This window comes from Pseudomonas sp. Cab53, from assembly GCF_018325965.1.
GTDB lineage: Bacteria > Pseudomonadota > Gammaproteobacteria > Pseudomonadales > Pseudomonadaceae > Aquipseudomonas > Aquipseudomonas chlororaphis_E.
The window spans coordinates 3,884,196-3,908,620 of sequence record NZ_AP021902.1 but is presented as its reverse complement, the minus strand read 5'-3'; the positions used below and the strand labels follow the sequence as shown (position 1 = coordinate 3,908,620).

Genomic DNA, 24,425 nt, shown 5'->3' with positions numbered 1-24,425 from the left:
TTCGACCATGTCTTCTGCCATTCAGGACGCAGCCGTAGAGAAGGGCGCCGCCACCGTGGGTGCTCACCTGTTGCGCGACGTCAGCCTGCCGGCGTTGGTGCTGCATCGCCAGGCCCTGGAGCACAACATCCGCTGGATGCAAGCGTTCGTCAGCAATAGCGGTGCCGAACTGGCGCCCCACGGCAAGACCAGCATGACCCCGGCCCTGTTCCGTCGTCAGCTCGACGCCGGCGCCTGGGGCCTGACCCTCGCCACCGCCGTGCAGACCCGTGCCGCGTACGCCCATGGCGTGCGCCGGGTGTTGATGGCCAACCAGCTGGTGGGCACGCCGAACATGGCCCTGGTCGCCGATCTGCTCGCCGATCCGGCGTTCGACTTCCATTGCATGGTCGATCACCCAGACAACGTGGCCGACCTGGGCGCGTTCTTTGCCGCTCGCGGTGTGACATTGAACGTGATGATCGAGTACGGCGTGGTCGGTGGGCGTTGTGGTTGCCGGACAGAGGCCGAGGTGCTGGCCCTGGCCGAGGCGATCCGGGCGCAACCGGCGCTGGCACTGACCGGTATCGAGGGTTACGAGGGGGTGATCCACGGTGACCACGCCATCAGCGGCATCCGCGCGTTCGCCGCGTCCCTGGTCAGTTTGGCGGTGCAGTTGCAAGACAGCGGCGCGTTTGCCATCGATCGACCGATCATCACCGCCTCGGGGTCGGCCTGGTACGACTTGATCGCCGAGTCGTTCGAGGCCCAGAACGCCCATGGGCGCTTCCTCAGTGTGCTGCGCCCCGGCAGTTACGTGGCCCACGACCATGGGATCTACAAAGAGGCCCAGTGCTGCGTGCTGGAGCGTCGCAATGACCTGCACGAAGGCTTGCGCCCGGCCCTGGAAGTCTGGGCCCACGTGCAATCGCTGCCGGAGCCGGGTTTCGCGGTGATCGCCCTGGGCAAGCGCGACGTGGCCTATGACGCCGGCTTGCCGGTGCCGCTCAAGCGCTACACGCCGGGTTCGGATTCGGTGGCGGGCGACGACGTGAGCGGTTGCCAGGTGACGGCGGTGATGGACCAGCATGCGTTCATGACCGTGGCGCCGGGGGTGGCGTTGCGGGTCGGCGATATCGTTTCGTTCGGCACCTCGCATCCGTGCCTGACCTTTGATAAGTGGCGGGTCGGGTGCCTGGTGGATGAGCAGTTGCGGGTGGTCGAGAGCATGGAGACGTGTTTCTAGTCTTTGAACCGAGTTGCGGCTATCGCGAGCAAGCTCGCTCCCACACTGGATTGTTGTGAATACAAAATTTGTGATCGCCATGATCCCCTTGTGGGAGCGAGCTTGCTCGCGATAGCGGCCTGCCAGACACCGCTGAATTATCAGGATCATCCATGAGCAACCCCAAACCCCGCATCGCCCTGATCGGCGAGTGCATGATCGAACTGCAACAACGCGCCGACGGCAGCCTGCACCAGAGTTTCGGCGGCGATACCCTGAACACCGCGGTGTACCTGGCCCGTGCCTTGGGCGACAGGGGCGCGGTGGATTACGTCACGGCCTTGGGCGATGACAGTTTCAGCGACGCCATGTGCCAGGGCTGGGCGGCGGAAAACATCGGCTTGGAACGGGTCCAGCGCTTGCCCGGGCGCCTGCCGGGCTTGTATTGCATCCAGACCGACGCGGCCGGCGAGCGGCGGTTTCTGTACTGGCGCAACGAGGCGGCGGTGCGTGATTGCTTCACCACCCCGGCCGCCGCGCCGATCCTGGCGGCGCTGCCGGGCTATGACGTGCTGTATTTCAGCGGCATCACCCTGGCGGTGCTGGGGGAGCAGGGGCGCGTCAAGCTCATCGAAACCTTGGTCGAGGCGCGCCGGCGCGGGGCCCAGGTGGTGTTCGATAACAATTTCCGGCCCAGGCTCTGGGCCTCGATTGACGCGGCTCGGGCGGCGTATCGCAGCGTCCTGCCCCATGTGACGCTGGCGTTGCTGACGGTGGACGACGAGCAGGCGCTATTCGGTCATCAGGACAGCGACGCGGTGTTCGCTGCCTATGCGCCATTGGGCACGCCTGAGGTGGTGCTCAAGCGCGGCGCCGAGGCCTGTTTGATCCGCTACGAGGGGCAGTCTTACGAGGTGCCGGCCCAACGCGTCGAGCGCGTGGTGGACACCACGGCGGCCGGGGATTCGTTCAGCGCCGCCTACCTGGCGAGCCGCTTGCTGGGCGGCAGCCCGGTGGACGCCGCCGAGGCCGGGCATTTGTTGGCGAGCCGGGTGATCCAGGTGCCGGGAGCGCTGATCCCTCGCCCATGAATCACCACAGAACCTCATGTGGGAGCGGGCTTGCTCGCGAAGGCGGTGGGTCAGTCACATTGATACAACCTGACACACCGCCTTCGCGAGCAAGCCCGCTCCCACAGTGGCGGTTTCCAGGCTAATCCCGGTAAAACACCTGCACCAGGTGATAGCCGAACTTGCTCTTGATCGGCCCGTGCACCACCCGCAACGGCTTCTTGAAAATCACCGCGTCGATTGCGCCGACCATCTGCCCCGGCCGGACCTCACCCAGGTCGCCGCCGCGCTTGCCGGAAGGGCAGGTGGAATACTTCTTCGCCAGTACGTCGAAGGCTTCGCCCTTGGCGATGCGCTGCTTGAGCTGTTCGGCTTCTTCGGCGGTTTTCACCAGGATATGGCGGGCTTGGGCTTTCATGGTGGCGCGGACCTGAACGTAACGGGGCGGCGATTATGCCTCAACTCAGCTGTCATGGTTGATCATCGCCCGAATCTTGGTCGCCAGCAGGTCGAGGGTAAACGGCTTGGCCACCATGTCCATGCCCTGGTCGAGAAACCCCTGGCGCTCGGCGGCTTTCTGCGCGTAACCGGTCATGAACAGCACCTTCAGGTCAGGCCGGTGCTGGCGGGCGATTTCCGCCAGTTGCCGGCCATTCATGCCCGGCAGGCCGACGTCCGTCACCAGCAGGTCGATGCGTTGTCCTGACTCCAGCAACGGCAGTGCGGTCCTCGCGTCGCGGGCTTCAAGGGCGGTGTAGCCCAGCGCCTCCAGCAGGTCGAGCACCAGCATCCGCACCGCGGGCTCGTCCTCCACCAGCAACACGGTTTCCCCGGCGATCGCCGCTGGCACCTCCACCGTCCCGGCTGTCGCAGGCTGTTCGGCGGGCGTCATGCGCAGGCGTGGCAGGTACAACTGCACCCGAGTGCCCAGGCCTGGCACGCTGTCCAGGTTGAGGTGCCCACCGGACTGCTGGGCAAAGCCGTAGATCATCGACAAGCCCAGGCCGGTGCCCTGGCCGATGGGCTTGGTGGTGAAGAACGGATCGAAGGCCTTGGCCAGCACCGAAGGCGTCATGCCGCTGCCGTTGTCGCTGACGGCGATCATCACGTAGTCGCCGGCCTTGACCGGTTCCAGGGTGTCGATGTCATTGCCGTCGAGGTAGACATTGGCGGTTTCGATGACCAGCTCGCCGCCGTCGGGCATGGCGTCCCGGGCGTTGATCACCAGGTTGAGCAGGGCGTTTTCCAGCTGGCTGGCGTCGGTGCTGACCGGCCACAGCTCGTGGCCCAGTTGCAGGCGCAGCACGATGTGCTCGCCGGTGGTGCGCCGGAGCAGGTCCTCCAGCGAGTGCACCAGGTCATTGGGGTCCAGCGGCTTGCGGTCCAGGGACTGGCGACGGGAAAACGCCAGGAGCCGATGGGTCAGCGCGGCGGCGCGGTTGGCCGAGGACACGGCCGCTTCGGTGAAGCGTCCGATTTCCGCCACCCGGCCATTGGCGATGTAGCGCTGCATCAGGTCAAGGCTGCCCAGGATCCCGGTGAGCATGTTGTTGAAGTCATGGGCGATGCCGCCCGTGAGCTGGCCGACCGCTTCCATCTTCTGGGCGTGGCGCAACGCTTCTTCGGCGCGCTCGCGTTCGAACATTTCTTCTTGCAGGCGTTGGTTGGCCTCGGCCAGTTGGCGGGTGCGGGCGATCACCCGGTCTTCCAGGGTCTCGTTGAGGTTGCGCAAGGCTTCTTCGGTCTTCTTGCGCTCGGTTTCGTCGATCACGAAGATGTAGAAGCCGTTCACCGCGCCGTCCGCTCCACGGCGCGGGAGGTAGTTGGTCAGGGCATGGCGCGGCCGGCCATCGCGGTGGGCCGACTCGATGGCGAAACTGCACGGGTGGCCCGCCAGGGCCTCGGTGATGTGCGCGGCGCGCAAGGCATAGGCTTCTTCACCGAGCACTTCGCGGATGGTCTTGCCGTAGAGTTCTTGTGGGGTCAGGCCGTACCAGTCCAGGTAGGCGCTGTTGTTCAGCCGGAAACGCTCGTCGCGGTCCACGTAACTGATGAGGATCGGCATGGCGTTGATGATCAGTTGCAGCTCGTTCTGGCTCTGGCGCAGCGCCTGCTCGGCGTGCTTGCGCTCGGTGAGGTCCAGGGCCGCGCCGAGGAAACGCTTCGGCCGACCGTGGCGATCCTTGTAGCAGCGGCCCCGGACGAACACCCAGCGCATTTCGCCCGTGGGCTGCACCAGGCGGTATTCCTCGGCGTATTCGGTGCCGTGGCTGATGCAGTGCCTGATGCTGCGGGCAACCATGGCCCGGTCTTCGGGGTGCACGCCTTCAAGGTAGGCGCTGATGGGGAGCTGGCGCGACAGGTTCGGGTCGACGCCATGCAGGCGGGCGAAATGCGCGTCGGCCACGAAGCGGTCCTCGCGGATGTCCCAGTCCCAGGTGCCCAGCGCATCGGCAGCGGCCAGGGCCAGTTGCAGGCGTTCTTCGCTTTCATGCTGGGCCTTGAGGCTGGCTTCGGAGCGGCGCTCGAACTCCTGGGTCAGGCGTCGGCGTTCGCTGGTCTCGATGGCCGTGACCAGGAGGCCGGCGACGTGACCGCCTTCGTCATGCACCGGGCTGTAGGTCAGGTCCAGCCACACGTCGCACAGGCGGCCGGCGAAGGGCACGCGCCATTGCTGGTCGCGGCAGGCATGGCCATGGCCTTGCAATACCCGTTCATAAATCGTCTCGGTCGCGGCCTTGAGCTCGGGCCAGGCGAGGTGGGTCGGCTGGCCGAACGTGCGCGGGTGCTTGTCGCCGATGAGTCGGGCAAAGGCGTCGTTGTACAACTGGCACAGCTGCGGGCCCCACAGCAGGGCCATCGGCATCGGCGAATGGAGCATGATGTCCACGGCGGTGCGCAGGCTCTGGGGCCAGGTGTGGGCAGCGCCCAGCGGGCTCGAGGCCCAGTCCAGGCGGGCAATCAGGCCCTGGGTGTCGCTGCCGACAGGTGTTGCGTTCATCACGGAATCCCTGGAAATCATGTCTGTGTGGCGGTGTCTACTATCCTTCGAGGACGGTAAGCGCGGGTTGATCTGAAGAGGTGCATGCTCGGGTCAGCTTGTTTCATTGATGTCTCGCGGAAGTTTCAGTCCATGGAAATCGATCCCTTGTTGCGAATCCTGGCGAGCCAGGATGGCTCCGACCTTTATCTGTCCACCGGTGCACCGCCGTGCGCGAAATTCGAGGGGGTGCTCAAGCCTCTGGGTTCCCAGGCGTTCAAGGTTGGCGACATTGCCGGGCTCGCCGAGTCTTTGATGGACGCCGAACAGCGCCTTGAGTTCGATCGAGAGCTGGAAATGAACCTGGCAATTTCCCTCGCCGGCGTCGGGCGGTTCCGGGTCAACGTCTTCAAGCAGCGTAACGACGTGTCCATGGTGATCCGCAACGTCAAGCTGGACATCCCGCGCTTCGAAGACCTGAAGCTGCCTCCGGTGCTGCTGGAGAGCGTGATGCGCAAACAGGGGCTGATCCTGTTCGTCGGCGCCACGGGGTCCGGCAAGTCGACGTCCCTGGCGGCGTTGATCGATTACCGCAATCGCCACAGCAGTGGCCACATCATCACCATCGAGGACCCGGTGGAGTATATCCATCGGCACAAAAAATCGATCATCAACCAGCGTGAGGTCGGTGTCGACACCCGCAGCTTTCACGCCGCCCTGAAAAATACCCTGCGCCAGGCGCCGGATGTGGTGCTGATCGGTGAAATCCGCGACCGGGAAACCATGGAACACGCCCTGGCCTTCGCCGACACCGGGCACCTGGTGATTTCCACGTTGCATGCCCATAACGCCAACCAGGCCCTGGACCGGGTGATCAATTTCTTTCCCGAAGAGCGCCGGCCGCAACTGCTCAGCGACCTGGCCAACAACCTCCAGGCCTTCATCTCCCAGCGCCTGGTGCGCACCGTGAGCGGCCAGCGCCGCGCGGCGGTGGAGGTGATGCTGGGCTCGCCCACGGTGGCCGACCTGATCCGGCGCAACGAACTGAGCGAGCTCAAGGGCATCATGGAAAAATCGGAAGAGCTGGGCATGCAAACCTTCGATCAGGCCCTGTTCAACCTGGTGGTGGAAGGCGCCATCGACGAGGAGCAGGCGCTGAAGAATGCCGACTCGGCGAACAACCTGCGCTTGCGCCTGAAGCTGCATGCCGAGTCGGGCGCCGCGCCGCCGGCTGATCCGGCGGCGGGGGAGTGGGGGTTGGTGGATTGACGGGAAAAAACCGACTCCTTGTGGCGAGGGGATTTATCCCCGCTGGGCTGCGAAGCAGCCCCCATGAGGCCAACCCCTTCTGTCTGATGCACCGAGTTGACAGGTTTGAGGGTTGCTGCGCAACCCAACGGGGATAAATCCCCTCGCCACAGATAATCCCTTCACCACAAGGGCGCCTAACTGGCCAGTTCCGGCCGCTCCCGAAACTGCTCCAGCGCCTCGGGATTGGCCAGGGCGTCGGTGTTCTTCACTGCCTCGCCATGCACCACGTTGCGCACCGCCAGCTCCACCACCTTGCCGCTGATGGTTCGTGGAATGTCGGTGACCGGCAGGATCTTCGCCGGAACATGGCGCGGCGTGGTGTTGGCGCGGATGACCTGACGGATCCGCTGGGCCAGGTCCTCATCGAACGCCATCCCGTCGCGCAACCGCACGAACAGCACCACCCGCACGTCGCCCTGCCATTGCTGGCCGATGGCAACGCTGTCGAGCACCTGCTCGATCTTTTCTACCTGCCGATAGATTTCCGCCGTGCCGATGCGCACGCCGCCGGGGTTGAGCACCGCGTCGGAGCGCCCGTGGATCAGCAGGCCGCCGTGGGGCAGTTCCTCGGCATAATCGCCTTGGGCCCACACGCCGGGAAACTGGGCGAAATAGGACGCGCGCAGCTTTTCCCCCTGGGGGTCGTTCCACAGGCCAATGGGCATCGCCGGGAAATGCCGGGTGCACACCAGTTCGCCTTTCTCGCCGATGACCGCTTTGCCGGCGTCGTTCCAGACCTGCACGGCCATGCCCAGGCTCTTGCCCTGCATTTCGCCCCGGCGCACCGCTGACAGCGGGTTGCCATTGACGAAACACGAGACGATGTCGGTGCCGCCGGACATTGAGGCGAGACAGACGTCTGGCTTGACGTCACGGTACACATAATCGTAGCTGTGGGGCGCCAGCGCCGAGCCGGTGGACAGCAGGGTTTTCAGGCTGCCCAGGTCATGGCTGTGCCGCGGCTTCAGGCCCTGGCTCTCCAGGGCGGCGAGAAATTTCGGGCTGGTGCCGAACACGCTGATGCGCTGCTGGTCGATCAGGTCCAGCAGGCGCTCGGGGCCTGGATGGAACGGCGAGCCGTCGTAGAGCACCACGGCGCTGCCCACCGCAAGGGCCGACACCAGCCAGTTCCACATCATCCAGCCGCAGGTGGTGTAATAGAACAGCCGGTCCTGGGGGCCGAGATCGACGTGCAGGCCGTGTTCCTTGACGTGCTGCAGCAACACACCGCCGGTGCCGTGGACGATGCACTTGGGCACGCCGGTGGTGCCGCTGGAATAGAGAATGTACAGCGGGTGGTCGAAGGGCACGCCGGTGAACTCCGGTTCGCCGCCGCTGTGGTAGAAGTCTGCCCACAAGGCGACGCGGGCCGGGGTCTTGAAGTCGTCCGGGCGTGCTTGCGGCTGGGCGTAGGGCAGCACGATCAGTTGCTGCAGCGACGGCAGCCGCTGGAGGATTTCGTTGACCTTGGCCCGCTGGTCGATGACCTTGCCGGCGTAGCGGTAACCGGCGCAGGTGATCAGTACCTTGGGTTCGATCTGGCCGAACCGATCGATGACGCCTTGGGTGCCGAAGTCCGGTGACGAACAAGACCAGATCGCCCCCAGGCTGGTGGTGGCGAGCATGCCCACCAGTGTCTGCCAGGTGTTGGGCATGCAGGCGGCCACGCGATCGCCCTGGGTGACGCCGGCGGCCCGCAGGCTTCGTTGCAGGCCGGCGACCTGGGCGGCGAGTTCGGCCCAGGTCAGTTGTTCCTGGCCGCCGTCTTCATCGATGGCCACCACCGCGACGGCCTCGTCGCGACGGCGCAACAGATGTTCGGCAAAGTTCAGGGTGGCGCCGGGGAACCACCGGGCACTGGGCATTTGCGGGCCTTCCACCAAAACCTCGCGGGGCGCCTGGTGAAAGTGAATCTCGAAGAAATCGACGATGGCCTGCCAGAAGGCTTCGCGCTGGTCGATGCTCCAGGCGTGCAGGGCCGGGTAGTCGTCGAGTTGCAGAGCGTGTCGGGCGTTGACGAACCGGCGAAAGGCGTCCATTCGCGACTGGGCGATGCGTTCGGGGGTGGGTTGCCAGAGGGTGTCGGACATGGCGTGCCTCTTATTCTTTTATAGGGGCTTACAAACATTGCAGCACAAGGTGCTATTTGTGGCGAGGGAGCTTGCTGTGAGAAGTGCTTCTGTGGCGAGGGAGCTTGCTCCCGCTCGGCTGCGAAGCGGCCGCCAATCGGGGGCGCTACGCACCCCAGCGGGAGCAAGCTCCCTCGCCACAAAGGCGTTCTCGCCTTGGAGATTGGAGGTTACTGAGCCAACCACCCACCGTCGATATTCCACGCCGCGCCACGCACCTGGCTGCCGGCTTCGCTGCACAGGAACAACACCAGTTCGCCCAACTGCGGCGGGGTGACGAATTCCAGGGACGGCTGCTTCTCGGCCAGCAAGTCATGCTGGGCCTGCTGCGGGTCGACGCCGCTGGCGATGCGGTCGTCGATCTGTTTCTGCACCAGCGGCGTCAGCACCCAGCCGGGGCAGATGGCGTTGCACGTCACGTTGCTGGTGGCGGTTTCCAGGCCGACCACCTTGGTCAGGCCGATCACCCCGTGCTTGGCCGCGACATAGGCGGCCTTGCCCACCGAGCCGACCTGGCCGTGCACCGACGCAATGTTGATGATCCGGCCCCAGCCTTTGGCGCGCATGCCCGGCAGGCTCAGGCGAGTGGCGTGGAACACCGAGGACAGGTTGATGGCGATGATCGAGTCCCAGCGCTCCACCGGAAAGTCTTCCATGGCGGCCACGTGCTGGATCCCGGCGTTGTTCACCAGGATGTCGACGCCGCCGAACTCGCGCTCGGCGTAGGCGAGCATGTCGGCGATCTGCGCCGGGTCGCTGACGTCGGCCGGGTGATGGCCGACCCGGCCGGTGAACTGTTGCACCTCGGCGATCACCGCCGAGGCATCGCCAAAGCCATTGAGGATCAGGTTGGCGCCGGCCTTGGCCAGGCCCAGGGCGATGCCCAGGCCGATGCCGCTGGTAGAACCGGTGACCAGGGCAGTCTTGCCCGAAAGGGTTGTCGTCATGGGAACCTCACACAATGCCAGTGGCGTAGAACACGCCGATCACGACGAAGACCGCGAGGGTCTTGATCAGCGTAATGCAGAAAATGTCTTTGTAGGCTTCACGGTGGGTCAGGCCGGTGACCGCCAGCAGGGTGATCACCGCGCCGTTGTGCGGCAGGGTATCCATGCCGCCACTGGCCATGGCGGCCACGCGGTGCAGCACTTCCAGGGGAATGTTGGCGGCGTGGGCAGCGCTGATGAAACTCTCGGACATGGCCGCCAGGGCGATGCTCATGCCGCCCGAGGCGGAACCGGTGATGCCCGCCAGCAGTGTGACGGTCACAGCTTCATTGACCAGCGGGTTGGGGATGCTCTTGAGCCAGTCGGCCAGGACCAGGAACCCTGGCAATGAGGCGATCACCGCGCCGAAGCCGTATTCCGATGCGGTGTTCATCGCCGCCAGCAGGGCACCGCCCACCGCGCTTTTGCTGCCTTCGGCCAACTTGCTGCGAATGGCCCGGAAGCCAAACGCCAGGACCATGAGAATGCCCACCAGCAAGGCCGCCTGCACGGCCCAGATCGCGGTGAGCTTGGCGATGTCGCTGGTGACCGGGGCAGCCATGCCCGGCAGCGCCAGGCTGTGGCTCTTGCCGTACCACTGGGGAATCCATTGGGTGAACAGCAGGTTCATGATGCCCACTGCCAGCAGCGGCGAAACGGCGATCCACGGGTTGGGCAGTTGGATGTCTTCGGCGGTTTCCGGCTCGTTGCGCAACTGTGTGCCATAGCCTTCGCCCAGGCGTTGGGCCTTGTTGCGCTGGCGCTGGAGGAACAGCATGCCGACGCTGAACACGAAGAGCGTGCCGATCACGCCCAGCCAGGGCGCGGCCCAGGCCGTGGTGTTGAAAAAGGTGCTGGGGATGATGTTCTGGATCTGCGGTGTGCCGGGCAGCGCGTCCATGGTGAAGGAGAACGCACCAAGGGCGATGGTGGCCGGGATCAGCCGCTTGGGAATGTCGCTCTGGCGGAACATCTCGGCGGCGAACGGGTACACCGCGAACACCACCACGAACAGCGACACCCCGCCATAGGTCAGCAGCGCGCAGACCAGCACGATCACCAGCATCGCCTGGCGAGTGCCCAGCAAGCGGATGGCCGCCGCGACGATGGAGCGGGAGAACCCCGACAACTCGATCAGCTTGCCGAACACCGCGCCGAGCAGGAACACCGGAAAGTACAGTTTGATGAAACCGACCATTTTCTCCATGAACACCCCGGTGAATGCAGGGGCCACGGCGGCAGGGTCGGTGAGCAGGACGGCGCCGAGGGCGGCGATGGGGGCAAAGAGGATAACGCTGTAGCCACGGTAGGCGGCGACCATCAGCAGCGCGAGGGCTGCCAGGGCAATGATCACACTCATGGTGTGTCTCCTGGGATTGTTATTGTTGTGGTGAAGCGGTGACGGAGGCTTTAGCGAGTTCTGTGCCAGGTAGGTAACTTGCTGAAATTTAAGGAATTATTTTGTGAGCAGTGTGAGCTGGAAAGGAATTGTCTCTTTTTTGAGATTTTCAGGGGGGGTACTGGCCTCTTCGCGGGCAAGCCCGCTCCCACATTAGACCGTGGTGTCTTGTTAAAATGTGTGAAAGGGCTTGCCCGCGAAGAGCGCGGAGCGCTCAACAAAGGCGTGATCTAAAAAAAGAGACAAGTGTCTCGTTATTGAGACTCGGCAATCCCCAGCGCCACCATCTTCTTGTACAGCGTCGACCGCCCCAGTCCCAATCGCTGCGCCGCGTCGACCACCTTGCCGCCGCATTGCGCGAGGGTGGTTTCGATCAACTGCCGGTCGAATCGCGCCCGGGCCTGACTGAAGGTTTCCTGGGGCAGCGGTTCCAGTACCGGGCTGGCGCTGCGGGTCACGGGGGTGAAAGTACCGATGGCCGCGCGGATGTCGGTGGCGGTGAGCAGCAGGTTGTCGCTGAGCAACGCGGCCCGTTCCAGCACGTTGCGCAGTTCGCGGATGTTCCCCGGCCAGGCGTGCTGCCCCAGCAGGTGGAGGGCGTCGGGGTTCAGTTCGTGCTGGCTGCGCAGGTCTTCGAGGATCGCTTCGCTCAGGGCGGGCAAGTCGTCGAGGCGCTCGCGCAGGGGCGGAACCTGGATCGGCAGCACATTGAGACGGTAATACAGGTCGGCGCGGAACTCGCCGCGCTTGATGGCCGCTTCCAGGTCCATGGACGTGGCGGCGATCACCCGCACATCGCTTTGCAGCACTGCGTTGGAACCCACCGGCTCGTACTCTTTTTCCTGGAGCACCCGCAGCAGCTTGCTTTGCAACGGCAGCGGCATGTCGCCGATCTCATCGAGGAACAAGGTGCCGCCCTGGGCAATCTGCAGTTTGCCGGCGCGGCCCTTGCGGTCGGCCCCGGTAAAGGCGCCGGGCGCGGTGCCGAAGAACTCGGCCTCCAGCAGCGCCTCGGGGATCGCCGCGCTGTTGATGCTGACAAAGGCTTTGTGCGCCCGGGGCGAGGCACTGTGGATCGCCTGGGCCAGCAGTTCCTTGCCGGTGCCGGTTTCGCCCAGCAGCAGCACTGGCGAATCGGTGCTGGCGCTGCGCCGGGCACGACGCTTGACCTCCAGGCCGGCGCTGCTGGTGCCGATGAAATGGGCGAAGTTGTACTTGGTCTGCCGCGCCCGCAGCAGCGAGCGGGTGGAGGCCAGTTCTTCCTGCATGCTCAAGTAACGCTTGAGCATCGGCGACAGGCGATGCAGTTCCCCGAACAAGGCAAAGCCGATGGCGCCGATGACCGCCCCGGCGCTGTCATGGATCGGCAGGCGCATCACCACCAGCGGCTCCTTGGGCATCTCCTGCATGTCGAGCAATATCGGCTGCCCGGTACGCACCACCTCCCGCAGCAGGCTACCGGGGATTACGCTCTCGCAGGCTCGGCCGATCGCTTCCTGTGCCGAGTTCAGGCCGAAGCGCCGGGCGTAGCGTTCGTTCATCCAGACGATATTCGCGTCCCGGTCGACGATGACCGTGCCTTCGCTGGATTGCTCGATGATTTCGAACAACGAACGGATCGCCAGGGTGCGTACGCGCTGGTAGTCCTTGAGATTTTCGGTCGGGCGCATCGGGCGTTTCCAGAAAGAGGTGGGGGTGGTGTCCTCTGGCGAGTCTGTTGCAGCGGCATTATGCCGTAGAACCCTTTGATTGAGATCCGTGGTTTGCGCGGCGGGAAAATTGTACAGTTATTTTTGATTTGTACATTTTTGGAGGCCCTCTATGAATCCGTTCAATCCTCGTAAACTCGCGCTTTCGAAATGGACGGCCAGCGCGCCGGTTAATAAGGAAAAACATTTCCTGGTCACCCAACTGATCTGTGACGAGGCCGGCGTGCCGCTTCAGGTCGAATTGCAAGCGGTCTACAGTGGCCGTACCGAGCGGCTGGACTGGCGCGAGTTGCGCGATGACAAGCGTTGGCGCATGGGCTGGAAATGAAAGGGGCTTGGTGATTGAAGGCGCCCCAAGAGGGGCTTTAAGTTGTACATAAATAAAAACTTGTACAATTATTGTTGCAGTCATGGCTTAATGGCATCTCTCCAACCAAAAGGCACCTGAGCCTTCAGGTCGCTCGACCCACGCATCCAACGTTCCAGAGTGGCGCCCATGTTCATTCGTACCCGCAAGCATCAGCAGGTCTTGCATGAAATCCAGGCCAGGGAGGCTTATCTTCAAGCGCAGCACCTGGCGCTGCATGCCTGCATGGCCGTGCTCGAGCTCGCGCCGACCGGTGAGGTACTGGGCGCCAGTCCCCTGTTCCTGCAAATGACCGGGCACTCGCTCGACGAGATCCTGGGCAAGCACCACCAGACCTTTTGCCCGCCGGTCTACGCCCGCAGCCCGCAGTACGCAGCGCTGTGGCAGCGCTTGGTGCGAGGTGAAAGTGCCAGCGACCGGTTTCTGCAATTGACCCGTGATGGACGCTGGACATGGGTGGAGGCGGACTATGTCCCGGTACGAGAGGCGGGGACGGGTGTGCAGCGCATCATCAGCATCGTTCGCGACGTCAACGATGAGGTCCTTCGCTCCCAGGCCGAGTCCAGCTTCACGCAGGCGATCGACCGCTCGATGGCGGTCATCGAGTTTGACCTGAACGGGCAGGTGGTCAATGCCAATACGAATTTCCTGAAGGTGGTGGGCTACGGCCTGGAAGAGGTGCGCGGCCAGCACCACCGTTTGTTCTGCAAACCCAGCGAGGCGCAGAGCGAAGCCTATCGCAGCTTCTGGGCCGCACTGAACCGGGGCGAATACATGGGAGGGCTTTTCGAGCGGGTCGACAAGCGCGGGGCGACCCTCTGGCTGCAGGCCACCTACAACCCGCTCTATGATGCCCAGGGTCATTTGTATGGTGTGGTCAAGTTCGCCACCGATTGCACCGCTGAGATCGAACAGCGTCAGCGCGAATCGAGGGCGGCGCAGTTGGCCTTCGAGACGTCGCGGCAGACCGATGAACACACCCGGCTCGGCACCGCCGTTGTGCAGGAAACCGTGACCGTTGTGCAGAGCATCGCCGATGAACTCCAGGCAGTGGCCACGGGCATCGGGGCCCTGAGCGCGCAGTCCGAGGAAATCGGCACCATCGTCGATGCCATCCGGGGCATTGCCGAACAGACCAATCTGTTGGCCCTCAATGCCGCCATCGAAGCGGCCCGCGCGGGGGAGCAAGGGCGCGGCTTCGCAGTCGTGGCCGATGAGGTGCGCAACCTGGCACGGCGTACGAGCCAGGCCACCGTTGCCATCACTGAGGTGGTCGGCAAGAACCGCGAGCTCGCCAGGCAAGCGGTCACCAGCATGCAGTCGAGTACCCTCAAGGCAGAGCAGGGGGTCACATTGGCGAACGAGGCGGGTGCGGTCATCCAGGATATTCACCGGGGCGCGCAGCAGGTCGTGACGGTGATGGGCGATTTCGCCAACACCCTGGACCAGCGACGGGGCGCCTGAGCGGCGGGCTTAGCCGGGATGCGCTGCCGCCAAAAGCTCCTTGGTGTAGGCATGGCGGGGCGCGTCGAAGACGTCATGGCTGGCGCCGCATTCAACCACCTTGCCGTCCTTGATGACGATCACGTCGTGGGCCAGGGCGCGCACCACCGCCAGGTCATGGCTGATGAACAGGTAGGTCAACCCGTGCTTTTCCTGGAGCTGGCGGAGCAGGGCGACCACTTGCTTTTGCACGGTCCGGTCCAGGGCCGAGGTCGGTTCGTCCAGCAGTATCAGCGCCGGCTTGAGCACCAGCGCCCGGGCAATGGCGATGCGCTGGCGCTGGCCACCGGAAAACTCATGGGGGTAGCGATGCCGGCTCTGCGGGTCCAGGCCGACTTCCTTGAGAGCCTGGATCACCCGTGCCTCGCACTCCTCGGCGCTGGACGGGCTATGGACCTCAAGGCCTTCGCTGATAATCTGCTGCACCGACATCCGTGGGCTGAGGCTGCCGAATGGGTCCTGGAACACCACCTGCATCTGCTTGCGCCAGGGGCGCAGGGCCTTCTGTGATAGATGATCGAGGGCTTCGCCCTGGAAACGGATGCTGCCCTCGGACTCGATCAACCGCAGGATCGCCTGGCCGAGCGTGGACTTGCCGGAGCCGGACTCGCCGACGATGCCCAGGGTCTTGCCGCGCTGGATATTCAGGCTGATGCCGTCCACGGCGCGCAGGTATTGCTTGCGCTGAAACAGCCCGCCGCCAAGGGCGAAACTCACGCGCAGGTCCTGGACCTGGAGCACGTCCTCGCGATCATCCCGGGGCAGCGCCTCGCCTTCCGGTTCGGCGTGCAGCAGCTCGCAGCTGTAGGGGTGTTTCGGTGCGCTGAACAGGGTTTCGCACGGCGCTTGCTCGACGATCTCGCCGGCCTTCATCACGCACACCCGTTGGGCGATGCTGCGCACCAGGTTCAAGTCGTGGCTGATCAACAGCAGCGACATACCGAGCCGCTGCTGGAGGGACTTGAGCAGCAACAGGATCTTGCGCTGCACGGTCACGTCCAGGGCGGTGGTCGGCTCGTCGGCGATCAACAGTTCCGGCTCGCAGGCCAGGGCCATGGCAATCATCACCCGTTGTCGCTGACCGCCCGACAGTTGATGCGGATAGGCCTTGAGCCGTTCGGTGGGGTTCTGGATACCCACCAGGGCGAGCAGTTCCAGGATGCGCGCGCGCGCCGCCTTGCCGCCTAGCCCACGGTGCAGCATCAGGGTTTCACCGATCTGTTTTTCGACACTGTGCAACGGGTTCAGGGACGTCATCGGTTCCTGGAAGATCATTGCGATCCGGTTGCCGCGCAACTCGCGCAAGGTCTTGGCGTCGGCGCCCACCAGTTCCTGGCCGCGATAGCGAATGCTGCCGGTGGTGCGGGTGCCGGTGTCGGGCAACAGTTGCAGGATCGAATGGGCCGTCACCGACTTGCCGGAGCCTGATTCGCCCACCAGCGCCAGGCACTCGCCGGGGCGGATGTCCAGGCACAGGCTGCGCACCACGGTGTGGTCGTTGAAGGCCACGCTCAGGTCGCGGATTTCGATCAGGTTGTCGCTCATTCCCGGATCAGGATCGTGGATCGAACGCATCGCGCAGGGCCTCCCCAATGAACACCAGCAGCGAAAGGATCAGCGCCAGGGTGAAGAACGCCGTCAGCCCCAGCCACGGTGCTTGCAGGTTTTGCTTGCCCTGGCCAATCAGCTCGCCCAGCGAAGCGCTGCCGGCTGGCATGCCGAAGCCGAGGAAATCCAGGGCGGTGAGGGTGGAAATCGCGCCGGTGAGAATGAAGGGCAGGTAGCTCAGGGTGGCATTCATCGCGTTGGGCAGGATGTGCCGCACGATCACCTTTCGATCGGACAGGCCCAGGGCCCGGGCGGCTTTCACGTATTCGAGATTGCGCCCGCGCAGGAACTCGGCCCGCACCACGTCCACCAGGGCCAGCCAGGAAAACAGCGCCATGATCCCCAGCAACCACCAGAAATTCGGCTCGACGAAACCGGACAGGATGATCAACAGGTAAAGCACCGGCAGCCCGGACCAGACTTCCAATAGGCGTTGCCCCAGCAGGTCGACCCAGCCGCCGTAGTAGCCCTGCAGCGCACCGGCGGCGATGCCGATCAGCGCGCTGATGGCGGTCAATGCCAGGGCGAACAGGATCGACACCCGGGCGCCGAAGATCACCCGGGCCAACACGTCCCGGGACTGATCATCGGTGCCCAGCCAGTTCACCGAGGTGGGTGGGCTCGGCGCCGGTTGGGTGAGGTCGTAGTTGGGGGTGTCGTCGCTGAACGGGATCGGCGGGAACAGTAGCCAGCCGCCGTCCTTGTGGATCAGGTTCTGCACGTAGCTGCTGCGGTAGTCGGCCTGGAACGGCAGTTGCCCGCCGAACGCCTGCTCGGTGTAGCGCTTGAACACCGGGAAGTACAGCGAACCCTGGTAGCTCACCACCAGCGGCTTGTCGTTGGCGATCAGCTCGCCGCCCAGGGTGAGGGTGAACAGGCCAATGAACAGCCACAGCGACCACCAGCCCCGACGGTTTTTCTTGAAGCGCTCGAAGCGCCGGCGGCCCAAGGGCGAAAGTCTGAACATCAGGCGTTCCTCGCGGCGAAGTCGATGCGCGGGTCCACCAGGGTGTAGCAGAGGTCGCCGATCAGTTTGATCAGCAGGCCGAACAGCGTGAAGATGAACAGCGAGCCGAACACCACCGGATAATCCCGGGACACCGCCGCTTCGTAGCTCATGCGTCCCAGGCCATCGAGGGAAAAGATCACCTCGATCAGCAACGACCCGGCAAAGAACACGCTGATGAACGCCTGGGGAATCCCCGAGACCACCAGGAGCATGGCATTGCGGAACACATGCCCGTACAGCACCCGGCGTTCGCTCATGCCCTTGGCACGGGCGGTGACCACGTACTGGCGGGTGATTTCATTGAGGAACGAGTTCTTGGTCAGGATCGTCAGCGTGGCGAAGCCGCCGATCACCAGCGAGCTCACCGGCAGCACCAGGTGCCAGAAGTAGTCGGCGACCTTGCCCAGTGTCGACAGCGACTCGAAGTTATCCGACACCAGCCCGCGCACCGGAAACCAGTTCAGCGATGTGCCGCCGGCGAACATCACGATCAGGAACATCGCGAACAGGAACGCCGGCATGGCATAGCCAATGATGATCGCCGTGCTGCTCCACACATCGAAGGCAGAGCCGTGGCGGACCGCCTTGCGAATGCCCAGGGGGATCGACACCAGGTAGGTGATCAGCGTTGCCCAGAGCCCAAGGGAAATGGTCACCGGCATTTTCTCCAGGATCAGGTCGGTGACCGTGGCGCCGCGGAAAAAACTCTTGCCGAAATCCAGTCGGGCATAACTGCTGAGCATCAGCCACAGGCGTTCATGGGCCGGCTTGTCGAAGCCGTACTGTTTCTCGATGTCCTTGATCAGTTGCGGGTCCAGGCCCCGGCTGGCGCGGGAGCTGCCGGTCATGGCGTTGCCCGAGCTGCCGACGCTGGCGCCGCCGATGCCTTGCAGGTGGGCGATGGCTTGCTCCACCGGCCCGCCGGGCGCGGCCTGGATGATGACGAAGTTCACCAGCAGGATGATCACCAGGGTCGGAATGATCAGCAGCAGCCGACGTGCGATGTAAGCCCACATCAATGCCGTCCTCCAGGTGCGCCACGCTTGATGCGCTCGGCGGTCATCTGCTCGTTGGTCAGCGGCGTGGTGCTGATCTCCCACCAGCTTTCGATGGCTTCGTCATTGCTGGCCTGCACCTTCGGAATGCCGAAGCGGTTCCACCACACGGTCGAGCTGCCCGGCGGGTAGTAGTTGGGGATCCAGTAGTAGTTCCACTGCAGCACCCGGTCGAGGGCGTGGGCATGGCGCAGCATGTCGCCCTGGGTGGTGGCCTTGACCAGTCCGTCGATCAGGCTGTCCACCGCCGGGTTCTTCAAGACCATGTAATTGTTGGCGCCCGGATCGTTGGCCGCCGCCGAACCAAAGTAGTTGTAGAGTTCAATGCCCGGCGACGTACTGACCGGGTAGCCGGTGACGATCATGTCGTAGTCGCGGCTCATCAGGCGATTGACGTACTGGGATGGGTCGATGCGGCGGATGCTCATGTCGATGCCGATCTGCGCCAGGTTGCGCTTGTACGGCAGCAGCAGGCGGTCCATGCCGTTCTGGGTGTTCAGGAACGTGAAGCTCAGCGGTTCGCCCTCGGCATTCACCAGGCGATCACCTTCGGGCTTCCAGCCGGCCTGTTCCAGCAGGGCCAGGGCTTGCAGCTGTTTGTCGCGGATCACGCCGCTGCCATCGGTTTTCGGTGCCTCGAACACCTGGTCGAAGACTTCGTCGGGAACTTGCCCGCGCAAGGGTTCGAGGATCGCCCGTTCGGCGGCATCAGGCAGTTGCCGGGCGGCCAGGTCGGTGTTGGAGAAGAAACTTTGCTGACGCACATAGACGTTGCGCATCATCTGGCGGTTGCTCCATTCGAAATCCCAGAGCATCGCCAGGGCCTGGCGAACCCGGCGGTCCTGGAACTGCGGGCGTTGCAGGTTGAAGACAAACCCCTGGGCCGTCTGCGGTGCCTCGGTGGCAAGGTGGGCCTTTTGCAGGCGACCGTCGCGCAGGGCCGGGCTGTCATAGCCGATGGAAAAACCGGTGGCGGAAAATTCCCGGTTGTAGTCGTAAGCGCCGCCGCGCAGCACTTGCCGGGCGACATCGGTGTCGCCGAAATACTCGATGCTGAAATGGTCGAAATTGTACAGTCCGCGGCTGACCGGCAGGTCCTTGCCCCACCAGTCGGCGTTGCGTTCGAACGTGATGCTGCGGCCGGAATCGACCTTGCCCACGCGATACGGGCCACTGCCCAGCGGTGCTTCGTAGCCGCCTCCGCTGGCGAAGTCGCGGCTCTTCCACCAATGTTCGGGCAAGACCGGCAAGGTGGCGATATCCAGGGGCAGGGTGCGGCTTTCATTGTTCTTGAAGTCGAAGCGCACGGTGCGCTCGTCTTCGATGACCACGTCTTTGACGGCGGCGAACTGGGCGCGATAGCGCAGGCTGCCCTGGCTCATCAGCAGCTCGAAACTGTAGCGCACGTCCTGGGCGGTGATCGGCTTGCCATCGGCGAAGCGGGCCTTGGGGTTCAGGTAGAACCGCAGGAACAGGCCGTCGTCCGAACGCTCCATTTTCTCGGCCACCAGGCCATAGACGGTGTAGGGTTCATCCAGCGAACGCTGGGCCAGCGGCGAATACAGCAAGCCGTCGATCTGGCTGACGCCGATGCCTTTGTCGATGTAGGGCAGGACGTGGTCGAACTGGCCGATCTCGACGGCCGAGCGGCGCAAGGTGCCGCCCTTGGGCGCCTGGGGGTTGGCGTAGGCAAAGTGGCCGAAGCCTTCGGAATATTTGGCCGGTTCGCCATAGACGGTCAGCGCGTGTTGCGGTGCGGCAGCCACACCGACGGCGCCTGTCAGCACGGCCACGGCGGTCAACAGCAATGAAGGAAACGCCAGTCGCATTGTCAGCCTTAAAGCCGGGTGATCGATAAGCACGATTTGTACGCGAGCGACGCGCTGATCGCCAGCCCTGTGGCGAGGGAGTTGTAGCCATTGGGCGATCGTGGCGAGGGGGCATGCTCGCGCTGGGCTGCGCTGTCAGCCTCTCAAATGCAAGCATGCCCCCTCGCCACAGTCTTCATCAGTCCTGGCGGCTGGTGACTTCCAGCAGGTGGTAGCCGAACTGGGTCTTGACCGGACCCTGGACCACATTGAGCGGGGCACTGAATACCACGGTGTCGAATTCCTTGACCATCTGGCCCGGACCGAACGAGCCCAGGTCGCCGCCCTGGCGGCTGGACGGGCACGAGGAGTTGGCCTTGGCGACTTCGGCGAAATCAGCGCCACCTTCGATCTGGGCTTTCAGTTCGTTGCACTTCTCTTCGCTGGAAACCAGGATGTGGCGGGCAGTGGCTTTGGCCATGGGAAAATCTCCTTCGCTGTTTTCAAAGGTGTTGAGCCTACCGGATTCGTCGAGTGGTTGTTGTCAAAATTGCGTCAAAACCTTGGACCTGACGATCAAAGGCCGGCTTTGCGCAGGCGTTCGGCGTGCCGCAGGTAGAGCGCGATCGGGTCGGCGCCGCCGCGTGGCCTGCCCGCCTGGTGGATGACGTCCAGGTGATCCATGGGATAGTCGGAGCGGATGACCTTGCCCAGGTGCGAGCTGAAGCGCCCGACCATGCCGTCGTTCTGCCCGGCCTCGGTGATGAAATACTCGGAAAAGGCCCGGCAGAAGGCATGCAGGGGCGACGTCGCGTCGCGTTCTTCGTGCTGGCCGGCGGGCAGTGTGCCGCTCCATGAGTAGTAGCGCACGCCATTGACCTTTTCCGGGCCGTTCTCGCCCCAATGGCTGGGCAGGCCCTGAGGGTATTTGTCGTTGAAAGCGCCGACGCCCTCGGTGGTCAACGCGCCCAGGCTGGCAATGGCCGCCGAAGGCAGTTGCGCCTGGCCGCCCAGCAACGAAAGGAAGTCGGCAAACAGCGTGGCAATGTGGCTCGCCACGTGCCCCGGCAGTCGCCCCGGCGTGAGCGCCTTGCGCAGGAAGTCGGCCAGTTCGGAGCCTTGGTTAGGGCCGCTGACCGAGGTCACCGACGCCACCCGTTCCGGTTGCAGCGCAGCGGCATAGCGTGCGGCGAGCGCGCCTTGGCAGTGGCCGATCAGGTTGACCTTGGCCGCGCCGGTCCCGTTGAGGATCCGGTCCATCTGGGCCAGCAATTGTTCGCCGCGTGCCTCGTTGGAATGGGTGGCCGACAAGCAGGGGATGAACACCCGGGCGCCGGCAATCCGCAACGCCTGCTTGATGCCGTGGAAAAGTTCGAAGCCGCCGATCCTGTCAAACCCGAACAACCCATGGACCAGCAGGATGGGAAATTGGGTGGTTGCATTCCGTTGCATGTTCGTACCTTTTTCGAAGAGGTTCACGTTGAATTTGCGTCCTCACTCTAATCCAGGCGTTTGTTGGGTGGTGTAGGAAGAACCCGCAGTAAGTTAAGGAAAGCGGATTAAAAAAAGCAGGAAGAGTCGAGCCCGGAGTCAGTGGAGCCGAAGGTGTCCGGATGCTTCCGATAGGCTGCGGTGTTTGCAGCTACAGCCTTGGGCGTAGGAGACGACGTGAGCCGTCGTTTTTGTCTGACTGAGGGTTGGCGCCGATCGGGTTCTAATGGCGGTATCGGGCTGCGTTATCCGGCAACGCTGCCGCTTTCCAAGGACTGGAGCAACTGCATGACCACCACCTACCGATCTCCCCAGCGAGCCCTGCCGGGCTCGTCCGCGAAACTTCCGGCGCCTTGCGTGGCCGCGGTCAAGGGCGGGGTGATCAACCCGGCCTGGCGCAAGGTTGTCATCACCCTGAAGGCCTATCCACTGATGGCGTGCGGGGACGAGGTGTTGCTGTGCTGGCACGGCCTCAATGGCGACGCCGAGCCCTATCGACATGAAGTGCGAGGGTTCGTGACCGAACGGCATGTTGGCCGCGGCCTCGTGTTCGTCGTGCGCGAGCCGCACATTGCCGAACTGGACGGCGGTTCGCTGGAAATCTTCTACCAAGTGACGGGGCGGCAGTTGCCGACCGCCTGGGTCTCGGAGCCGCTGCAACTGGAGATCGGCGACGCCTCACCGCAGCTATTGGCGGCCGTCGCCAGCGATGCCGTGGGCGGCGCCCTGGACCCCGGCCGCGTGCCGGAAGGCACCCGCGTGAGCATTCGGCCCTATTCCCGAATGGCCGTCGGCGACCGGTTGATCCTGATCGCCAGCCGGGATGAACAGCCACTCTGGCGGGACGTGCTGGAGATCGAGGCCCACGCCGTTGGCCGAGAAGTCTCGTTCTGGCTGGACCCTTCGCAATTCGCGGCCCATGTCGGTCATGACCTGGCGTTGGCCTATGTGGTCAGGCGCGGCCATTCGGTGCGTCGCGCCGAGGTGTTGTCACTGCACATCGGTCCGTTGGTGCGCCCGGCGCTGGCGTTGCCGCGGATCCAGGCGTTGCAGGATGGGTGGTTGGACATCGACGATTACCCGGATGGCGTCACCGTCGCTATCTATGGTGCCGGGCTCGAAGCGGGTGAGCTGGTGTGGCTGCAATGCAATGGGCATAACGCGCATGTCGAAGAGCGGGAAATCACCGAAGCCACGGCAGGCCAACCGGTGACCTTCGTTGTTCCTGCGGCGTTCTGGCAGGACCAGCGGGGGCGATCGGTGCAGGTGTTCTATCAGATCGAACGGCTGGATGACGTCAGCCAGCGTTCAGGGGAGCTGACGGTCCAGGTTGGTGCCCCGGCATAGGCGCCGAGGATTGACCCGGCCGAGGAATCTTGGGGGGGGTCGAAGATGCTTGTCGTGGCGAGGGAGCTTGCTCCCTCGCCACTGCTGTAGAAAGCGTTCGCGGGATTTCAGACGGCTGATTGCAGTTGGCGATGAGCCTCGCGCAGCAGTCGCTCGGTGGCGTCCCAGCCCAGGCAGCCATCGGTGACCGAGACGCCGTAGCGCATCGCCGGGCCTAGCGGTTGGCAACCTTCGAACAGATGGCTCTCCAGCATCATGCCGATGAGCGCGCGGTTTCCTTGCAGCCGTTGTTCCAGCACATCGTTGAACACCTGCGGTTGGCGCAACGGGTCCTTGCCGCTGTTGGCATGGCTGCAATCGACCATGATCCGGGCGGGAATCTTCAACCGGGTCAGGTCGCCGTGTATCTGCGCGACGCTGTCGCGGTCGTAGTTGGGGCCGCGATGGCCGCCGCGCAGCACCAGGTGGGTGTCGGGGTTGCCCTGAGTCTGGATGATTGCCGGATGGCCCTGGCTGTCGACGCCGAAATGCCGATGGGCATGGGCTGCGGAGCGCATGGCATCGCAGGCGATCCCAACGCCGCCGTCCGTGCCGTTCTTGAAGCCGACCGGCATGCCCAGGCCGCTGGCCATCTCACGGTGGATCTGCGACTCGGTGGTGCGTGCGCCGATGGCGACCCAACTGAGCAGGTCGTCGAAGTAGCTGGCGGCCATGGGCTGCAACAGTTCGGTGGCGACCGGCAGGCCAAGTTGCAGCATTTCACGCATCAGCTCCCGGGAAAGGGTCAGGCCGGCGGCCATGTCGTCGCTGCCATCCAGGCCGGGATCGTAGGCCAGGCCTTTCCAACCCACGGTAGTGCGGGGCTTTTCCACGTAGGCGCGCATCACCAGCAGCATGCTGTCGCTTACCTCATGGGTCACGCGTGCCAGGTTGGCGGCGTATTCGACGGCTGATTTCGGGTCGTGGAGGGAACAGGGGCCGACGATGACCAGCAAGCGGCGGTCATGGCCGTCGAGGATGGCGCGGACGGCGCGGCGGTGGGCGTCGACTTGTTGGCTCAGCGCATGGGTGAGCGGCAACTGGTGCTTGAGCTGCAACGAGCTGGGCAGACGCAGGGTCAGGGCTTCATTGGCAGGGTTGAGCGTGGACAGCGGCAAAGCGGAAACGGACAAATTCATGATCTGGCTTCCTGGGCGGGCAGCGGGTTCTTTTCCCGCGCCGGCCCTACTGGGGTGTTCGACAGTTGGCCGTACTGGCCTTGAGTGTTTGCATGCCACCGGTAGGTGACCGATCGGAGGCGGCAGGCTGTCCCGAGCGGAGGTTGGTAAATCGCCAGGCGCAAAAGTCGTAACGGTAATAAGTGGCGTAGTTCATGGCTCAATCCTCAAGGTGTCTGGTGATGCGAGTGTGTGGAGCTGAAAAAACAAAACCCCCGGTCGGGAGGCCGAC

General features: G+C 64.1%; 19 protein-coding genes. 6 read left to right on the top strand and 13 right to left on the bottom strand.

All coding sequences use genetic code 11. The features are described 5' to 3' along the window. Nucleotides 1–7: 7 nt before the first annotated feature. Complete coding sequence (locus tag KI241_RS16960) at nt 8–1,225, top strand: amino acid deaminase (RefSeq protein ID WP_047739094.1); 1,218 nt, start codon at nt 8–10, stop codon at nt 1,223–1,225. A gap of 152 nt (nt 1,226–1,377) precedes the next feature. Continuing rightward, nucleotides 1,378–2,295: a sugar kinase gene (locus tag KI241_RS16955; RefSeq protein WP_042731869.1), complete on the top strand. Its 918-nt coding sequence runs from the start codon at nt 1,378–1,380 to the stop codon at nt 2,293–2,295. Between the two features lie 121 nt (nt 2,296–2,416). Here the strand turns inward: KI241_RS16955 and KI241_RS16950 are convergent, their stop codons facing one another. Continuing rightward, on the bottom strand, nt 2,417–2,692 hold the full coding sequence (locus KI241_RS16950) for a peptidylprolyl isomerase (protein WP_019690952.1): 276 nt from the start codon (nt 2,690–2,692) through the stop codon (nt 2,417–2,419). Between the two features lie 45 nt (nt 2,693–2,737). Then, the gene (locus KI241_RS16945; RefSeq protein WP_212802774.1) at nt 2,738–5,275 is read right to left on the bottom strand and encodes a PAS domain-containing protein; all 2,538 of its coding nucleotides are present in this window, start codon (nt 5,273–5,275) and stop codon (nt 2,738–2,740) included. A gap of 132 nt (nt 5,276–5,407) precedes the next feature. On the opposite strand from KI241_RS16945, the gene KI241_RS16940 reads away from it, so the two are divergent. Then, nucleotides 5,408–6,523, top strand: a complete 1,116-nt coding sequence (locus KI241_RS16940; RefSeq protein ID WP_042732331.1) for a PilT/PilU family type 4a pilus ATPase — start codon at nt 5,408–5,410, stop codon at nt 6,521–6,523. 176 nt (nt 6,524–6,699) lie between these two features. On the opposite strand, the gene KI241_RS16935 is transcribed toward KI241_RS16940, so the two are convergent. From KI241_RS16935 to KI241_RS16920, 4 genes are all read right to left on the bottom strand, one after another. Beyond that, on the bottom strand, nt 6,700–8,655 hold the full coding sequence (locus KI241_RS16935; protein ID WP_212802773.1) for an acetoacetate--CoA ligase: 1,956 nt from the start codon (nt 8,653–8,655) through the stop codon (nt 6,700–6,702). Between the two features lie 209 nt (nt 8,656–8,864). Next, nucleotides 8,865–9,641 carry a 3-hydroxybutyrate dehydrogenase gene (locus KI241_RS16930; RefSeq protein ID WP_212802772.1) on the bottom strand — a complete coding sequence of 259 codons (777 nt, stop codon included), beginning with the start codon at nt 9,639–9,641 and terminating at the stop codon, nt 8,865–8,867. A 7-nt stretch (nt 9,642–9,648) separates the two neighbouring features. Beyond that, nucleotides 9,649–11,040 carry a GntP family permease gene (locus KI241_RS16925; protein ID WP_042732360.1) on the bottom strand — a complete coding sequence of 464 codons (1,392 nt, stop codon included), beginning with the start codon at nt 11,038–11,040 and terminating at the stop codon, nt 9,649–9,651. Nucleotides 11,041–11,333: 293 nt separating this feature from the next. After that, nucleotides 11,334–12,749: a sigma 54-interacting transcriptional regulator gene (locus KI241_RS16920; RefSeq protein ID WP_053143910.1), complete on the bottom strand. Its 1,416-nt coding sequence runs from the start codon at nt 12,747–12,749 to the stop codon at nt 11,334–11,336. 151 nt (nt 12,750–12,900) lie between these two features. Here KI241_RS16920 and KI241_RS16915 point away from each other — a divergent pair, with 151 nt between their 5' ends. Beyond that, nucleotides 12,901–13,116 carry a TIGR02450 family Trp-rich protein gene (locus KI241_RS16915; RefSeq protein ID WP_053143908.1) on the top strand — a complete coding sequence of 72 codons (216 nt, stop codon included), beginning with the start codon at nt 12,901–12,903 and terminating at the stop codon, nt 13,114–13,116. A gap of 168 nt (nt 13,117–13,284) precedes the next feature. Continuing rightward, on the top strand, nt 13,285–14,619 hold the full coding sequence (locus KI241_RS28020) for a PAS domain-containing methyl-accepting chemotaxis protein (RefSeq protein ID WP_212802771.1): 1,335 nt from the start codon (nt 13,285–13,287) through the stop codon (nt 14,617–14,619). A 9-nt stretch (nt 14,620–14,628) separates the two neighbouring features. Here the strand turns inward: KI241_RS28020 and KI241_RS16905 are convergent, their stop codons facing one another. The 6 genes from KI241_RS16905 to KI241_RS16880 all read right to left on the bottom strand — a co-directional run bounded on the left by KI241_RS16905 (nt 14,629) and on the right by KI241_RS16880 (nt 21,590). Further along, nucleotides 14,629–16,203: an ABC transporter ATP-binding protein gene (locus KI241_RS16905; RefSeq protein ID WP_212802770.1), complete on the bottom strand. Its 1,575-nt coding sequence runs from the start codon at nt 16,201–16,203 to the stop codon at nt 14,629–14,631. Nucleotides 16,204–16,210: 7 nt separating this feature from the next. Then, nucleotides 16,211–17,233 (bottom strand): ABC transporter permease, encoded by a 1,023-nt coding sequence (locus tag KI241_RS16900; RefSeq protein WP_042731338.1) that lies wholly within the window; start codon nt 17,231–17,233, stop codon nt 16,211–16,213. Beyond that, nucleotides 17,233–18,291, bottom strand: a complete 1,059-nt coding sequence (locus tag KI241_RS16895; protein WP_042731337.1) for a microcin C ABC transporter permease YejB — start codon at nt 18,289–18,291, stop codon at nt 17,233–17,235. The genes KI241_RS16900 and KI241_RS16895 overlap by 1 nt, the downstream gene beginning before the upstream one ends. Then, nucleotides 18,291–20,159, bottom strand: a complete 1,869-nt coding sequence (locus KI241_RS16890) for an extracellular solute-binding protein (protein ID WP_212802769.1) — start codon at nt 20,157–20,159, stop codon at nt 18,291–18,293. Before KI241_RS16890 ends, KI241_RS16895 begins: the two co-directional genes overlap by 1 nt. 178 nt (nt 20,160–20,337) lie before the next feature. Next, nucleotides 20,338–20,619, bottom strand: a complete 282-nt coding sequence (locus tag KI241_RS16885) for a peptidylprolyl isomerase (RefSeq protein ID WP_042731335.1) — start codon at nt 20,617–20,619, stop codon at nt 20,338–20,340. A gap of 95 nt (nt 20,620–20,714) precedes the next feature. Beyond that, a complete protein-coding gene (locus KI241_RS16880; RefSeq protein WP_042731334.1) occupies nt 20,715–21,590 on the bottom strand; it encodes a triacylglycerol lipase in 876 nt (291 codons plus the stop codon). Nucleotides 21,591–21,917: 327 nt separating this feature from the next. On the opposite strand from KI241_RS16880, the gene KI241_RS16875 reads away from it, so the two are divergent. Continuing rightward, nucleotides 21,918–22,976 carry a hypothetical protein gene (locus tag KI241_RS16875; RefSeq protein ID WP_244868230.1) on the top strand — a complete coding sequence of 353 codons (1,059 nt, stop codon included), beginning with the start codon at nt 21,918–21,920 and terminating at the stop codon, nt 22,974–22,976. 107 nt (nt 22,977–23,083) lie between these two features. On the opposite strand, the gene KI241_RS16870 is transcribed toward KI241_RS16875, so the two are convergent. Next, nucleotides 23,084–24,154 carry a 3-deoxy-7-phosphoheptulonate synthase gene (locus KI241_RS16870; protein WP_212802768.1) on the bottom strand — a complete coding sequence of 357 codons (1,071 nt, stop codon included), beginning with the start codon at nt 24,152–24,154 and terminating at the stop codon, nt 23,084–23,086. Between the last annotated feature and the right edge of the window lie 271 nt (nt 24,155–24,425).

Coding starts and splice junctions, on each gene's coding strand:
- KI241_RS16960 (WP_047739094.1), top strand. CDS start 8: ATGTCTTCTGCCATTCAGGACGCAGCCGTAGAGAAGGGCGCCGCCACC.
- KI241_RS16955 (WP_042731869.1), top strand. CDS start 1,378: ATGAGCAACCCCAAACCCCGCATCGCCCTGATCGGCGAGTGCATGATC.
- KI241_RS16950 (WP_019690952.1), bottom strand. CDS start 2,692: ATGAAAGCCCAAGCCCGCCATATCCTGGTGAAAACCGCCGAAGAAGCC.
- KI241_RS16945 (WP_212802774.1), bottom strand. CDS start 5,275: ATGAACGCAACACCTGTCGGCAGCGACACCCAGGGCCTGATTGCCCGC.
- KI241_RS16940 (WP_042732331.1), top strand. CDS start 5,408: ATGGAAATCGATCCCTTGTTGCGAATCCTGGCGAGCCAGGATGGCTCC.
- KI241_RS16935 (WP_212802773.1), bottom strand. CDS start 8,655: ATGTCCGACACCCTCTGGCAACCCACCCCCGAACGCATCGCCCAGTCG.
- KI241_RS16930 (WP_212802772.1), bottom strand. CDS start 9,641: ATGACGACAACCCTTTCGGGCAAGACTGCCCTGGTCACCGGTTCTACC.
- KI241_RS16925 (WP_042732360.1), bottom strand. CDS start 11,040: ATGAGTGTGATCATTGCCCTGGCAGCCCTCGCGCTGCTGATGGTCGCC.
- KI241_RS16920 (WP_053143910.1), bottom strand. CDS start 12,749: ATGCGCCCGACCGAAAATCTCAAGGACTACCAGCGCGTACGCACCCTG.
- KI241_RS16915 (WP_053143908.1), top strand. CDS start 12,901: ATGAATCCGTTCAATCCTCGTAAACTCGCGCTTTCGAAATGGACGGCC.
- KI241_RS28020 (WP_212802771.1), top strand. CDS start 13,285: ATGTTCATTCGTACCCGCAAGCATCAGCAGGTCTTGCATGAAATCCAG.
- KI241_RS16905 (WP_212802770.1), bottom strand. CDS start 16,203: ATGAGCGACAACCTGATCGAAATCCGCGACCTGAGCGTGGCCTTCAAC.
- KI241_RS16900 (WP_042731338.1), bottom strand. CDS start 17,233: ATGTTCAGACTTTCGCCCTTGGGCCGCCGGCGCTTCGAGCGCTTCAAG.
- KI241_RS16895 (WP_042731337.1), bottom strand. CDS start 18,291: ATGTGGGCTTACATCGCACGTCGGCTGCTGCTGATCATTCCGACCCTG.
- KI241_RS16890 (WP_212802769.1), bottom strand. CDS start 20,159: ATGCGACTGGCGTTTCCTTCATTGCTGTTGACCGCCGTGGCCGTGCTG.
- KI241_RS16885 (WP_042731335.1), bottom strand. CDS start 20,619: ATGGCCAAAGCCACTGCCCGCCACATCCTGGTTTCCAGCGAAGAGAAG.
- KI241_RS16880 (WP_042731334.1), bottom strand. CDS start 21,590: ATGCAACGGAATGCAACCACCCAATTTCCCATCCTGCTGGTCCATGGG.
- KI241_RS16875 (WP_244868230.1), top strand. CDS start 21,918: ATGACCACCACCTACCGATCTCCCCAGCGAGCCCTGCCGGGCTCGTCC.
- KI241_RS16870 (WP_212802768.1), bottom strand. CDS start 24,154: ATGAATTTGTCCGTTTCCGCTTTGCCGCTGTCCACGCTCAACCCTGCC.